This is a genomic window from Agriterribacter sp. (assembly GCF_035445465.1).
In the GTDB taxonomy this organism is placed as follows: domain Bacteria; phylum Bacteroidota; class Bacteroidia; order Chitinophagales; family Chitinophagaceae; genus Agriterribacter.
The window spans coordinates 13,870-28,762 of record NZ_DAOMQT010000031.1 but is presented as its reverse complement, the minus strand read 5'-3'; the positions used below and the strand labels follow the sequence as shown (position 1 = coordinate 28,762).

Annotated in this window: 10 protein-coding genes; 3 read left to right on the top strand and 7 right to left on the bottom strand. The window is 44.1% G+C overall.

Annotated elements, in window-relative coordinates; all coding sequences use genetic code 11:
- Positions 1-22: 22 nt before the first annotated feature.
- The 3 genes from PLE34_RS14690 to PLE34_RS14680 all read right to left on the bottom strand — a co-directional run bounded on the left by PLE34_RS14690 (position 23) and on the right by PLE34_RS14680 (position 3,311).
- On the bottom strand, positions 23-1,318 hold the full coding sequence (locus PLE34_RS14690; protein ID WP_324558163.1) for a M28 family metallopeptidase: 1,296 nt from the start codon (positions 1,316-1,318) through the stop codon (positions 23-25).
- Between the two features lie 76 nt (positions 1,319-1,394).
- Positions 1,395-2,141 carry a LytR/AlgR family response regulator transcription factor gene (locus PLE34_RS14685; protein ID WP_324558162.1) on the bottom strand — a complete coding sequence of 249 codons (747 nt, stop codon included), beginning with the start codon at positions 2,139-2,141 and terminating at the stop codon, positions 1,395-1,397.
- Between the two features lie 108 nt (positions 2,142-2,249).
- Positions 2,250-3,311 (bottom strand): sensor histidine kinase, encoded by a 1,062-nt coding sequence (locus tag PLE34_RS14680; protein WP_324558160.1) that lies wholly within the window; start codon positions 3,309-3,311, stop codon positions 2,250-2,252.
- Between the two features lie 206 nt (positions 3,312-3,517).
- Between PLE34_RS14680 and dxs the strand changes: the two genes are divergently transcribed.
- Positions 3,518-5,455: a 1-deoxy-D-xylulose-5-phosphate synthase gene (gene dxs, locus PLE34_RS14675; protein WP_324558159.1), complete on the top strand. Its 1,938-nt coding sequence runs from the start codon at positions 3,518-3,520 to the stop codon at positions 5,453-5,455.
- A 107-nt stretch (positions 5,456-5,562) separates the two neighbouring features.
- Positions 5,563-7,746 carry a S9 family peptidase gene (locus PLE34_RS14670; RefSeq protein ID WP_324558157.1) on the top strand — a complete coding sequence of 728 codons (2,184 nt, stop codon included), beginning with the start codon at positions 5,563-5,565 and terminating at the stop codon, positions 7,744-7,746.
- A 9-nt stretch (positions 7,747-7,755) separates the two neighbouring features.
- Here the strand turns inward: PLE34_RS14670 and PLE34_RS14665 are convergent, their stop codons facing one another.
- A complete protein-coding gene (locus PLE34_RS14665) occupies positions 7,756-8,379 on the bottom strand; it encodes a transposase (RefSeq protein WP_324558156.1) in 624 nt (207 codons plus the stop codon).
- Between the two features lie 113 nt (positions 8,380-8,492).
- Between PLE34_RS14665 and PLE34_RS14660 the strand changes: the two genes are divergently transcribed.
- Complete coding sequence (locus PLE34_RS14660; RefSeq protein ID WP_324558154.1) at positions 8,493-11,021, top strand: ligase-associated DNA damage response DEXH box helicase; 2,529 nt, start codon at positions 8,493-8,495, stop codon at positions 11,019-11,021.
- A gap of 3 nt (positions 11,022-11,024) precedes the next feature.
- Here the strand turns inward: PLE34_RS14660 and gdhA are convergent, their stop codons facing one another.
- The 3 genes from gdhA to PLE34_RS14645 are packed head-to-tail and all read right to left on the bottom strand — an operon-like array spanning position 11,025 to position 14,855.
- Positions 11,025-12,365: an NADP-specific glutamate dehydrogenase gene (gene gdhA / locus PLE34_RS14655; protein WP_324558152.1), complete on the bottom strand. Its 1,341-nt coding sequence runs from the start codon at positions 12,363-12,365 to the stop codon at positions 11,025-11,027.
- Positions 12,366-12,421: 56 nt separating this feature from the next.
- The gene (locus tag PLE34_RS14650) at positions 12,422-12,850 is read right to left on the bottom strand and encodes a hypothetical protein (RefSeq protein WP_324558151.1); all 429 of its coding nucleotides are present in this window, start codon (positions 12,848-12,850) and stop codon (positions 12,422-12,424) included.
- Positions 12,851-12,857: 7 nt separating this feature from the next.
- Positions 12,858-14,855 carry an FAD-dependent oxidoreductase gene (locus PLE34_RS14645; RefSeq protein ID WP_324558149.1) on the bottom strand — a complete coding sequence of 666 codons (1,998 nt, stop codon included), beginning with the start codon at positions 14,853-14,855 and terminating at the stop codon, positions 12,858-12,860.
- Positions 14,856-14,893 lie beyond the last annotated feature (38 nt).

Sequence of the window (14,893 nt, the reverse complement as noted above, 5' to 3'; positions counted from 1 at the left end):
GGCGGATACACTGCGCAGTGATTTACCTGAGTTGTGTGGTATCTACCCGCGAAGGCGAATCCGTTCCGTTTACAATGCTTGCCGAGCTTAGCGCTATCGCTTTAATGATTTCCGTCATGTTCTTCAGATCAAGTGTTTCAATTTCGTCGCCCTGTGTATGATAATAAGGTTCATTATCCATTTTTGAAGTGGAGATGGTATGCGCGGGAACACCCAGCCTAGCAAGCGTAGCATTATCGGAACGGTAAAATAATTGCTGGTCGGGATAAGGATCCGGGTAAAATGTAAAAGCGGTGCCCTGCAGGTTTTTTGCCAGTATTTCACCCATGTCTGTTTTTTCGTAACCGGTTATGTAGGCTGAATTTTTCCCCCATTTGCTGTCGGTGCCTATCATTTCTATGTTGAACATCGCTACAACTTTTTCAGGGTTAAACTGTTTGCTGAAGTACTGCGACCCGAACCCGCCGATCTCTTCGGCAGTAAAGGCAGCAAACACAATGGTGCGTTCGTTATTTTTGATTTTCGAAAAATAGCTGGAGAGCATCATTACGGCCGTAGTGCCTGCCGCATCATCATTGGCTCCGTTGAAAATGCTATCGCCCTTATTATCTGCCTGGCCGATGCCCAGGTGATCGTAATGCGCCGAAAAAATCACATATTCATCTTTCCTGTCAGACTGGCTTTTCCCGGGAAGCATACCGACTACATTCTTCAGCTTTTTTTCGGAGATGGTATGCTGAGCAGAAAAGGAATAAGTAGCGGGAGCTTTTCCGGTAAGTACAAACAGTATGCTCCCGTCTGATTTAAAACTTTCGCGCTTAAACCGGAGCAGGTTGCCAAAGCTTTTTGAATGGGCAGTGTCAACCCATACAATATAATTTTTCCCGGAGTTGATATAGCCGTATGCTTTATTGAACAGGCGGTCGTTAGCGTCAATCGTTCCTGTTTCGTATCCTGATTGTTCGTTTACGGTTAGTGTTTCTTTTGTGGTAAGCACTACCATATTTGATTCGTTTATTGCATTCCCATCCGCGTTGCCGCTCACCGCTGTTTGTGTGGCTTCCACCAATGCAAATTCCTGGAAATAACCGTTGCTTCCTTCTGCAGGCAGGAGCTTGTTTTTTTTAAATGCTGCGGCAATAAAATCAGCGGCTTTATCTATGCCGGGCGTAAAAGTGGCTCTGCCCTCCATATCATCTGCCGATAAGGTTTTTTCTATTTTACTGACTTTTTTAACGGTAATGATCCTGTCAATCTTTTGTGCTGAAACGTAAAGAACCGCTAATACCAGCATTAGGGATAAATAAATATGCTTCATAATTCTGGAACTGTTTAGTGCCCAATTTAGCTATAAGGCTCAAAGCGTTCAAAACAATTTTACCGGATTAACGCTGCTACAGGCTCATCATTTCCTTAAATTTAACCGCCTGCCTGCGGCTTACTTCAATTTTTTCTCCTCCTTTTATTTCAAGCAGTAAACCACCGTTGAAGTAGGGTTCCACCCTTTCTATCATACGCAGGTTTACAATATGTTTGCGGTTGGCGCGAAAGAAAACTTTTTCATCTAACCGTTCTTCCAGTGCGTTCAGCGATTTTAATATAAGAGGTTTATGCGTGCTGAAAAATACTTTGGCGTAATTACCTACGCTTTCGAACAACCTTATTTCGTTCAGTTTTACAAACCAGCATCTTTCGCCGTCTTTTACAAATACCTGGTCGTTCTCACCCAGAATACCCCTGTTTACAGCCTGCGGGCTTAATGCAGTGCCTATTGTTTCCTTTTCTTCAGTAATATACTCCAGCTTATGTAAGGCATCTGCCAGCCGCCTGGGTTCCACAGGCTTTAGTAAATAATCCAGCGCGTTTACTTCAAATGCTTTCAGGGCATATTCATCGTAAGCCGTAGTAAATATAACCTGTGGCAACCTGTCTAATTCGGTTAACAAATCAAAACCCGTTTTGCCGGGCATTTGGATATCTAAGAAAATCAGGTCGGGCGCCATATTCCCGATCTTTTCTATACCTTCATTGGCATTGGCCGCCTCTGCTATCACTTCTATTTCGGGATGATCCTGCAACAGCTTTTTCAATTCGCTTCTCGCTAATCTTTCATCATCAATTATAATGGCTCTTTTTGTCATACTATTTAGTGTTAAGTCAAGCAAATTATATTATTGTGAAACGGTAAAAGAGAGATGATAAAGGTAAGAGATCCTCTCACCATTCACCCATTTCACACACCAATATGTTTATTTCGCCAGGCTGTTATATAGCGGCATTACCACCTTTGCTTCCACCATATTGCCTGGTATGTCCTTAATCTCAAATGTGGCTTTTGTGCCAAATAAAAGATTGAGCCGATCCTGCGTGCTTTGCAGCCCAAAGCCCATGTGCCCTGCGTTGCCGTTTAAAAATCCACTGTTGCGGATAATGATCTCATGATGATCATCTACAAAATCCGAAGTAATAGTAACCACTCCGCCATTTACCTGTTTACTGATGCCGTGTTTAATGGCGTTTTCCGCGAGAGTTTGCAGCATCATTGGTGGTATGGGCTGGCACAGCGTATCTTCATCAATGTGGAACTGTACTTTTAAGCGTTCTTCAAAGCGCATTTGTTCCAGCGCTAAGTAGTCCTTTACTATATTCAGCTCCTGTTCTAAGGGCACCGTCTCCATTTTTTCCGTTTGCATGCTGCTGCGCAGGATATTGCTCAGTTCAGTGATCGCCCGCCTGGCCCGCTGGGGATTTTCATCTACCAAAGCCCTGATACTGTTCAACGAGTTAAAAATGAAATGCGGGTTGATATGCGATTTAATGGTTTTAAGCTCCAGTTCCTTTACCAGCGACTGCAGGCGGAAAGTATCTACTTCCTGCTTTTTATTTTTCTGGAAGAAATGATATACATAGTAGATAAGTACCCATACCATTAAAATGAGAGAGCTGTCGAAGGTCCTGAGCACCAGTATGTTGATAAAAGCCACTTTCTTTTTGGGATCCGTTTCAGACAAATTGAACAGCTCAAAAAAAGTGAGCAGGCTAAGCGAGTAAATAAAGCTGGCTATAACAATGCAGATAAAAAGCCGCGGAACAATTTTTTCAACAGGTAATACTAACCAGTTGCGTTTAATAATAACGTTACGCAGAATATGGGTAATGGGTATACCCAGCGACAAAGCGATAAGGAGACGGATAATTAATTTTTCTGATATTGTTTTATCATAGGTGTAGGCAAAAAAGATATTAATGAGCGCAAATATCCCCCATCCACAAATCTGGCACCACCAGTATCTTGATATTTTAGATAGCATATATCAAATCTAAACATTTCTCCCTCTTACCGGAAATATTGTATTACTAGTGGCGAAAAATGCGGGTTAACGGCGGAGGTGAAATGGGAATATGTTCAGTTTACTTATTGATTATCAACCTGTCGTGGCTGATATCGCGGCCGGATAATTCCTTCACTTAAAAAGCATTTATATCTTACTTTTGTTATTGATTCAACATGTTTTACATGGATATAACACCAGGGCCGCTTTTACAACAAATCAACGATCCGAAAGATCTTAAAACATTAAGCCGGGAGCAACTCCACCAGGTATGCAGTGAACTCCGTCAATATATTATTGACGTGGTAAGTGTACATGGCGGACATTTTGGCGCCAGCCTGGGCGTGGTAGAACTTACTGTTGCCCTGCATTATGTGCTGAATACGCCTTTCGACCAGTTGGTATGGGATGTAGGGCACCAGGCTTATGGGCATAAAATTTTAACAGGCCGGAGAGACGCCTTTTATACCAACCGTAAATACAAAGGGCTAAGCGGCTTTCCCCGGCGCGCGGAAAGCGAATACGACAGTTTTGGCGTTGGGCATTCTTCCACTTCTATTTCCGCGGCGCTGGGCATGGCCATGGCCGCCAAATACAAACATGAAGACAGGAAATCCGTGGCGATCATTGGAGATGGAGCCATGACTGCGGGTATTGCTTTTGAAGGCATGAACCATGCTGGTGTGACGGATGCCGATATGCTGATCATTCTCAACGACAATTGCATGAGCATTGATCAGAACGTGGGGGCGCTGAAGGAATATCTTACAGACATTACTACTTCCCAAACCTATAATAAGTTAAAAGATGATATCTGGAATGCGTTAGGTAAGTTACCGGTAGGCAAACGCTTTACCCGGGAAATGGCCAGCAAGCTGGAGCATAGCATTAAAGGATTCGTGAGCAAGAGCAGCAATCTTTTTGAATCGTTAAACCTTCGCTATTTTGGTCCTATAGACGGGCATAATATCAACAAGCTGGTAGATGTTTTACAGGACCTGAAAAAAATCCCGGGGCCCAAGCTGCTGCATATTTTAACGGTAAAGGGCAAAGGCTATTCCCTTGCCGAAAAAGATCAAACAAAATGGCATGCACCGGGTTTGTTCGATAAGATAACCGGCGAGATCTATAAAAAGAAATTTGATCTGCCACAGCCACCCAAATACCAGGATGTTTTTGGTCATACCATTATAGAACTGGCAGAAAAAAACAGTAAAATATTAGGGGTTACACCCGCAATGCCCTCAGGCTCATCATTGAAATTTATGATGGATAAAATGCCGGATCGCGCTTTTGATGTAGGCATTTGCGAGCAGCATGCCGTAACCCTGAGCGCGGGTATGGCCACGCAGGGTATGAAAGTATTCTGCAATATCTACTCTTCTTTTATGCAAAGGGCCTACGACCAGGTGGTGCACGATGTAGCTATCCAGGATCTGCCCGTTATCTTTTGCCTTGACCGTGCCGGATTGGTAGGGGAAGATGGTGCCACGCATCATGGCGCATACGATATAGCTTATATGCGCTGCATTCCTAACATGATTGTAAGCGCGCCCCTGAATGAAAGTGAATTGCGCAACCTCATGTATACAGCACAGTTAGACGAAAATACCCATCCTTTCGTCATCCGCTATCCCCGCGGCGAAGGCGTAATGCCTGAATGGAGAACGGAGATGAAAGCAATTAAGCCGGGAACCGGAAGGAAATTAAAGGACGGTGAAGCGATTGCCATATTATCCTTTGGTCATCCCGGAAATTTTGCAGCCGCAGCCATACGTGAATTGAGAGCGGAAGAGCTGAATCCTGCACATTATGATATGCGCTTTGCCAAACCGCTGGATGAAAATTTACTGCACGAAGTATGCAGTAAGTTTAATAAAATCATTACCGTGGAAGATGGCACAGTGCAGGGAGGATTTGGAAGCGCTGTACTGGAGTTTATGGCACTTCATCAATACCATGCACAGGTAAAAATATTAGGAATACCCGATCGCGTAATAGAGCAGGGTACCCCCAGAGAGCTGCAAAAAGAATGCGGCTATGATGCCAACGCCATAGCTTTTGCCGTAAGGGAAATGATGAACCAAAAGCTGAGCTCTCCCGCAAAAAAAGGCATTCTTTAGAGCCGTCCTCTGTAATAAAGTTTTCATTGGCGTGCCGGATATCATTGTTTGGCAGCGATAGCTGTTGATTACATTTTTTATATAACATTTATAAAAAAGGTGTTTTTATGAGAATGCATCTTCCCCTCTTTATTTTTGCAGCATTCGTTTTTACGGTTGCATGCCATACACAAACAAAAGACGAAAAAAAAGACTATATGTGGAACATGGATATTAAACCGCCGGTAGCTGCCATTAAAGAACATCAGCGTACGTTACATGGCGATACCATAACAGATCATTATTACTGGATGATTGATTATTTTAAGAAAGGACCAGACAGTACGGAAGTGATAAATTATCTGAATGAAGAAAATGCCTATCTGGATACCATGATGAGCAGCTCAAAAGTTTTAAGAGAAAAGCTATATGAAGAGATGAAGGGCAGAATAAAGGAAAAAGATGAATCTGTTCCTGTTCTTAAAAACGGGTACTTCTATTATACCAGAACAGAAGACGGGAAACAATATTATAAGTACTGCCGGAAAAAAGGAAGCCTGGATGCACCGGAAGAAATTCTATTGGATGTGGACGAACTGGCAAAAGGGCATCCTTACTACGCCGCCACCGGGTTTAATGTAAGCGAAGATAATAAGCTGCTGGCTTTTGGGGTAGATACCGTATCGCGCCGGCAGTTTACGATTTATATAAAGAATTTAGAAACCGGCGAACTGTTTAAAGAGTCCATAAAAGGCACAACTGGTAGTTCTGCCTGGGCCAATAACAATAACACATTGTTTTACACCCTTAATAACCCCAATACCCTCCTTACAGAAAAAATAAGGCGGCACAAATTAAATACCAGCGAAGCACAGGATGTAACAGTGTACGAAGAAAAAGATCCTACGAATTATATTGGTGTGGGAAAAACGAAATCGGGTAAGTTCATATTTATTGTTTCCCAGGCTACGCTTTCCACGGAGATGCGTTTCATCAAAGCCAACGAACCCGATGCAGCGTTTATGGTTTTTCAACCCCGCATGAAAGAAGTATTGTATGATGTGAGAGACATCGGTGATAAGTTTTATGTTGTGACCAACTTAGATGCCAAAAACTTCAGGTTGATGGAATGTCCGCTGAACAAAACAGACAGCAGCACCTGGAAGGAAGTTATTCCCCACCGTCCTGATGTATTGATCGAAGATATTGATGTATTTAAAGACTACCTGGTTGTTACCGAACGTAAAAACGGACTGATCCAATTGCGTGTACGCAATATGCCTTCGGGGCAGGAGCATTATATTGATTTTGAGGAACCGGCTTACAGTGCTGCCACCGGCACTAACCCCGAATTTAATACCGCTGTACTGCGCTATACCTACACTTCTTTGGTAACGCCCAATACTACTTACGATTACAATATGAGCACCGGAGAAAAGAAGCTCATGAAACAACAGGAAGTGTTGGGTGGCTACGATACGAAAGAATACACTTCGGAAAGATTGTATGCTATGGCGAGAGACGGATCTGCAATCCCTGTTTCTATAGTATATAAAAAGGGGCTGGTAAAAGACGGTAAAGCGCCTTTATTGTTATACGGCTACGGATCGTATGGCTATAGTATGAATGCCACTTTTAACAGCAGCCGGATTAGTTTGCTCAACCGCGGTTTCGTGTTCGCCATAGCGCATATCCGTGGGGGTGAGGAAATGGGGAGGCAGTGGTATGAAGATGGCAAAATGATGAAGAAGAAAAATACGTTTACGGATTTTATTGACTGTGGTGAATTTTTGATAAAAGAAAAATTTACTTCTGCGGCACATTTATATGCGCAGGGCGGCAGCGCCGGTGGCTTGCTGATGGGTGCAGTGGTAAATATGGCGCCCGATCTCTGGCATGGCGTTATTGCACAGGTGCCCTTTGTAGATGTGGTGAATACCATGCTCGATGCCGGCATTCCCTTAACTACCAATGAATATGATGAATGGGGTAATCCGGAAAAAAGTAAAGAAGCTTATGATTACATGAAATCTTACTCGCCCTATGAAAATGTTGAAAAAAAAGATTATCCCAATATGCTGGTAACTACGGGGCTGCACGACAGCCAGGTACAATATTTTGAGCCCGCAAAGTGGGTAGCGAAACTCCGGGCGATGAAAACAGACGATAATATTCTATTGCTGCATACCAATATGGATTTTGGGCATGGAGGCGCTTCCGGCCGGTTCGATTACCTGAAGGATATAGCGCTGGAATATGCATTTTTGCTCAGGCTGGAAGGGGCAGATCTCACAGGTCTGCAAGACCTGTGAGATCTGCCCTTAGTTATCATCATTCTCATGTTCCAGGAAATTTCCCCACCCTGTTATTTCGTTGGTATAATTTTTAATATAGTTGATAAAAGCCATTCTGTTGCCGAACCATTGGGTCAGCTCATCTCTTAATAAACCGGTGGGCTTATCAGATACCAGGTTATGGTAAGCCGACCAGGGATAGGCTTCAACGTTAGTACAATACCCGTGCTTTACCGCGTTGGTGATGATGTAGCCAATGATGGTAGTGCGATAATCATCGCTGTCAATTTCCTTTCTTCTGAACCTTTCCTGGAACAGGCTGCCCGTGCGGTTATACCTTTTATTGATGGCTTTGGCGTAAGCGTTGAAAAGGTTGGAGAAGTGCTGTTCGATGGGTTTGCCGGGCTGCAAGGTCTCACAGGTCTCGCAGATTTGCGGGACCTCCCTTACGCGAATAAAAAAATGAAAATGATTGGGCAGCAGGTTATAGCAAAAGGTTTGGGCAACGGGTTCTATATACTTTTCCCAGAGCGTTAAAAAATAAGCATAGTTGGCCGGTTCTTTAAAAATGGTTTCCCTGTTGTTACCACGGTTGTAAATGTGGTAGTATCCTCCGGGGTGGAGTTTCTGAATGGTGTTTTGGTGTGTCATAGTGGTGTTAATTTAATTTATTTTTGGGAAAATTTAAAGATTTTTTGGGCTGCGCCAACCTCACAGGTCTTAAGACCTGTGAGGTTGGCGAGGTTGGCGCTAAATAATCCTCCATGCAATTGCATCAGTCAGCAGGATATAAGGTAATACAGCAATGGTTGGCTAAAAAGGATTTTAAACCTTTTACCTTCCAGGAAGAAACCTGGCAGCATATCATTAATGGCAAAAGCGGGTTGGTAAACGCGCCTACAGGGTTTGGTAAAACATTTTCCGTTTTCCTGGGTGTTGTAATAGATTTCATTAATCAACACCCGGCTGATTATAAAAGCAGAGCAGGCAGTAAGCTGCAGTTGCTATGGATCACGCCTTTACGCGCACTGGCTAAAGATATAGGCAGGGCTATGGAAGAAGTAATAACGGAGCTGGGTATGCGCTGGCGCATAAGCATACGCAATGGCGATACCTCCGCGGCCGAACGGCAGCTACAGAAAAAGCATCCTCCCGAAATATTGATCATTACGCCCGAAAGCCTGCACCTGCTGCTGGCACAAAAAAATTATGCTGAATTTTTCGCTTCCCTAAAGATCATCGCGGTGGATGAATGGCATGAGTTGCTGGGCAGCAAAAGAGGCGTACAGGTAGAGCTGGCCGTCAGCAGACTGGTAGCGCTGCGCACTCCAACCATTCACCATTCACCACTCACTATTCACCACTCATCTTTCCCCCTTATCTGGGGCATCTCCGCTACAATCGGTAATCTGAAAGAAGCCGGGGAAGTATTGCATGCTTCGCTTTCGCGTAAAACGCAGCCGGTAATTGTTCGTGCCCGACTGAAAAAAAATATTGAAGTTGAATCTATTTTCCCCGATGAAATTGAAAAATATCCCTGGGCAGGACATCTGGGAATAAAACTGATTGATAAAGTAATTCCTATTATTGATCAAAGCCGCACTACGCTCATCTTCATTAATACCAGGGGCATGAGTGAAACATGGTACCAGGGGCTGTTGAATACAGCGCCGGAATTAGCGGGTGCTATTGCTTTGCACCATGGGAGCATTGAGCCCGAGTTAAGAACATGGGTAGAAGAAGCATTGCATGCCGGCATTCTGAAAGCAGTGGTTTGTACGGCAAGCCTGGATCTGGGCGTTGATTTCAGGCCGGTGGAAACGGTTATACAGGTAGGTTCGCCCAAAGGTGTAGCACGTTTTTTACAAAGGGCTGGCCGTAGTGGTCATCAACCGGATGCGGTAAGCAAAATATACTTCTTACCTACCCACTCCCTGGAACTGGTGGAAGCCTCGGCATTGAAAAGTGCCATAGCTGAAGATTTGATTGAAAGCCGCGAACCCATGCTGCTGTGCTTTGATGTATTGATTCAATATCTCTGTACGCTTGCGGTTTCGGATGGCTTTGATCCGGACATCATTTATAAAGAAGTACTGGCAACCCATTGTTATAAAGATATGACGCGGGATGAATGGCTGCAGATCTTACAATTTATTACTGCTGGCGGGGTAGCACTGCAGCAATATGATGAATTTAAAAAGGTAGAGATCATTAACGGGCTGTATCGTATTACCAATCGCCGCGTAGCTATGCGTCACCGTATGCATATAGGTACTATTGTAAGTGAAGCCATGCTGAAAGTAAAATTCATGTCGGGCGGGTATATCGGGGTGATTGAAGAATGGTTCATATCAAGACTGGAGCAGGGAGCTGTGTTTACGCTCGCCGGCAGGAATGTGGAACTGGCAGGAATAAAAGATATGACCGTGCTGGTAAAAAAGTCTAACTCAAAAAAATCCATTGTTCCTAGCTGGCAGGGCGGCAGGATGCCTTTATCGGCCAACCTGGGAAAAAAGTTGAGAGAAGAATTGAATAAGGCCGGAAGGGAAAAAACAAATCACAAAAGGCAAATCACAAAACAGAACGATAGTGAAATAGATGTGTTAAGGCCCCTGTTCGATTTGCAGGAACAGCTATCGCATGTGCCCAAACACAACGAACTGCTTATTGAGCATATTGAAACAAAAGATGGTTACCACCTGTTTGTTTTTCCATTCGAAGGGAGATTGGTGCATGAGGCTATGGCCGCTATTCTTGCATGGCGGATCAGCCGGATCACATCCATCACTTTTTCTTTTGCCATGAATGATTACGGCTTTGAATTGCTGAGTGATCAACCCATACCGGTAGATGATACGAATGTATACGAGCTCTTTTCGCCCGACAACCTGTTAAATGATATACAAAGAAGCGTAAATGCCACAGAAATGGCTATGCGCAAATTCAGGGATATTGCTGTTATCGGCGGGCTGGTCTTCCAGGGTTTCCCCGGGGAGCAAAAAAAGGCGCGCCACCTGCAGTCTTCGGCCTCCCTGCTTTTTAAAGTGTTTAATGAATATGATGCAGGTAATGTGCTGATACGGCAGGCTTATCGCGAAGTATTGGATCAGCAGATGGAAGAAGTCCGTTTACGCAATATGCTGGAACGGATACAGCAATCCCATATCGTTATCACTTTCCCCTCTCAGCTTACCCCTTTCTGTTTTCCCATTAAAGTGGATAGCTTAAGGGAGAGTCTGACCTCCGAAAAATTAGAAGACCGGGTGCGTAAAATGCAGCAGCAATTAGATTGATATTTAAACCAGTCCCTGGGCCAGCATGGAATCGGCAATCTTAACGAAGCCGCCTATATTGGCGCCTTTTTCGTAATTAATATGCCCGTTTTCTTCTTTGCCGTATTTTACGCATATCCTGTGGATCTGTTTCATAATATCCTTCAGCTTATTATCTACCTCGTCTCTTGTCCATGAAAAGCGGAGTGAATTTTGCGACATTTCCAGTCCTGATACCGCTACGCCACCTGCATTGGCGGCTTTACCCGGGGCGTAAAAAACATGCGCCTGGTTAAAGGCGGCCACCGCTTCCGGTGTGCAGGGCATATTGGCGCCTTCTGCCACACAAAAGCAGCCGTTTTCTATGAGTGCAATGGCATCATCCCCGTTCAGCTCATTTTGAGTAGCGTTGGGCAGGGCAATATCACATTTAATTTTCCAGGGGCGTTCCCCTTTAAAGTAGCCGCAATTGAATTCGGCTGCGTATTCACTGATCCTGCCCCGCTGGTTATCTTTGAGGGTTTTAATAAACTGCAGTCGTTCCAGGTCAATGCCATCGGGGTCGTATATAAATCCATCCGAATCCGACATGGTAAGTACTTTAGCTCCTTTGGCAATGCACTTTTCGGCAGCATACTGGGCTACGTTACCGGAACCGGAAATAGTAATTTTTTTACCTACCAGTGTATCGCCGCGGGTTTTTAAAATTTCTTCCACGAAATACACCAACCCGTAGCCGGTGGCTTCAGGGCGTATCAGGCTGCCGCCCCATTCGTATCCTTTGCCGGTTAGCACGCCGCTGAACTCTCCTTTAATACGCTTATACTGTCCGAATAAATAACCAATTTCGCGCTTACCCACGCCAATATCTCCCGCGGGAATGTCTATATCGGCGCCTACATGGCGATACAACTCCGTCATAAAGCTCTGGCAGAATTTCATTACCTCATTATCCGACCTGTTTTTGGGATCAAAATCTGAACCGCCCTTGCCGCCCCCCATAGGTAAGCCGGTAAGACTGTTTTTAAATACCTGTTCAAAAGCGAGGAATTTGAGCACACTCAGTGTTACGGAAGGATGAAAACGAAGTCCGCCCTTATATGGGCCAATGGCGCTGTTCATTTGTATTCTGAAGCCCCTGTTTACCTCCACTTCGCCCTTGTCGTTTAACCACGGTACCCTGAATATGATTACCCGCTCAGGTTCAACAATACGCTCCAGAATTTTATTGTTTCTGTATTTAGGATGCTTGTCAATATAGGGAATCAGCGATTCCGCTACTTCCGCTACCGCTTGTAAAAATTCCGGCTCTGCTATGTTGCGCTGCTGTACTTTTTCTATAAACTGCCTGAGCAAATCATTCATATATTATATAAATATGTAAGTTTTAGGGTATAATATTTCGGAAATTACTGAATTATTCAGTGAAGCATCTTATTAAATTTTTGTAATTCACTTAATTCCACTACGGAAAGGGTTTCGTTATTGTCGTACTTTGCTTTTAAAAACAATACTCTTTTATGTTGCGGATATTTTGCCAGTATGGCTTCCAGCATGCGGCCTGCATTTTCATCTTTAATATAAAGCGGAGCAGGTGGTGGCAGGCTGGATTTATAGCGGGTGGGCTTTTTCTTTATAATTGCCTCTAAAGTGGTAAGTCTGTTTTCGGGAATGGTTGCTATTTTAGCAGCTTTATGGTATAACCCTTCTAATTGTTTTTTACTTAGCCCTCCGCGTTCCTGGTATTGAAACAGTAAACTCCGGATAAAAGAAGAATCGGGACTGGCCTCCAAAACAGCTTTCAGCAAATCGCTCACAATATCTACATCGGGCTTTATTCTGTTCATCATAAAAATCTTATTCAGGGATAAATAAAACAGCGTCTGCTATTACTATACCATCGGCTCCTTCATTGGTTATTTCAACATATCCCTTTTTGCCCGCAGGCAATCTGTAGGCGCCGAGATCAATCCATCCACCCGAGGTTTGTCCTTCTACTTTCAATTCGGCAGAAGATACCGGCACGGATTTTATCGTTTGTCCGTTAAAAATTTTAACCTGTGTGCTGGTGGATGGCTTTTCTGAAGTGGTGAGATAGTAATATATTTTATAACCGCCGGCTTTAACGATCGTTGGTGTAAAGCGAACGGATTGCCGTACACTATTGTCTGCATTCCTTAGTTTGGATGACCCATAAGCGCCCTGGGTTACAGCCTCCCACTTACCATCAATGGTTACATGGGCGGTATCATCATTATCAACTAAAATTTCAGGCGCAGCGCTGTTCATCAGCGGGTTGGCCTGTAATGATTGCTGTAATTTTTTTACATCCACATCCTGTACAGCCTTTCCCGATTGTATAGCCATGCTTGCCGCCACTGCGGCAGATTGGGCAAGCACCATAAAAACAGGCTCCATACGTATGGAGCCATAGGCAATATGGCTGGCAGAAAGGCAAACCGGAACCAGCAGGTTTTTACATTCGCCGGGTTGCGGAATAATAGACCGGTAAGCAACCGGGTAAGGCCCCCCGCCACGCACCTGAACATCTCCTTCATTTTTAACCATACCGTTTACCACTATGCGCTGGCAATTGTGCGAATCCATTGTATAGGCCGCCATCCCCACACCATCTGCCACTGTACGTTTCCCCTCGCAGTTGTCCTGTGTCATTACATAAGCGCCAATCATCCGGCGCGCCTCTCTTATATACATTTGCGGTGTAAAATTCCCGTTATCTGTATATTCATCTTTCGGGTATCCCCATTGCAGCATTTCCTGACGGAGGTGTACGGGCACTCTTTCATCATTTCCCAAAAAGTATAATAAACCTTTTGTGTAGCTTTCATGCGCTTTCGCAATTTTTTGCCTCGTGGTAAAATCCGCTTCAGCATAATCGTAATTCATCCCAATCATATCGGTTGAAAAAGGTCCATTGTTATTGATATCGGTTTTGTGATTAGGCATGAGGTCTATTTTCAAATGCGGGTTCAGGCTGGCAGACTTGTTCTTTTCAATTACCCGCAGCAGCAGCTCGTACTTAGAAGCGTCATAATCATCTGGTTTTGTAATGGGGATACTGTTGGCAGGCTCGTTGGTGAGGCAAAGCCTGTAATTATATGCCTGCACTTTACTGTCGCCTGTTCCCCGCTCTGCCAGTGCTTTCCCGCTAATACCCCACAATAAGCCGCTTTTCGGATCACCGGGTATAACGTATGGGTCTATATCATCGGGGAACTGATGTTTATCCATCAGTTGTACGCCATTATAGGTTTCGTTGTAAACACTGTTGGCTTCGCGGCCTACTATATAAGATACGCCGGCTTTCGCCATAAGGTCGCCTTCATAAGAGCAATCAATGAACATGCGGGCTTTGATGGTTTGATCGGCTTGTTTACCATTGGGGCCTGTGTATCTTAGTGTTATTTCGCGGATATGTGCCGTTTCTTTTTTTACGGTAATCACTTCATGTTCGTACAATACATTCACTTTTGCGGCTGTGATATACTGCATTAAAGTTGCTTTGGCTACATGAGGCTCAAATATCCATTGTTCAAATTTGCCATAATGCTTACCCACCCGACGGTAAAAATCTCTTGAAATGCCGGACACCACATACTTATTTCCTATATCCGTATAGCCTAACCCACCCGATGTTAATCCGCCGATATGCTTCCCTGCCTCAATCAGTATTACCGACCGCCCCATTTGTTTGGCGGTATATGCAGCTACAACACCCGCCGCCGTACCTCCATAAACACATATATCTGCTGTTTGAACATTTTTTTGCGCGAATACCATACTGCCACACAGGCAAAATAAAATAAAAAGCGGCATGTTACTTTTTATCAGCATAATTTGAAGGAATTGAATACTATAATTTGTAGTAGCCG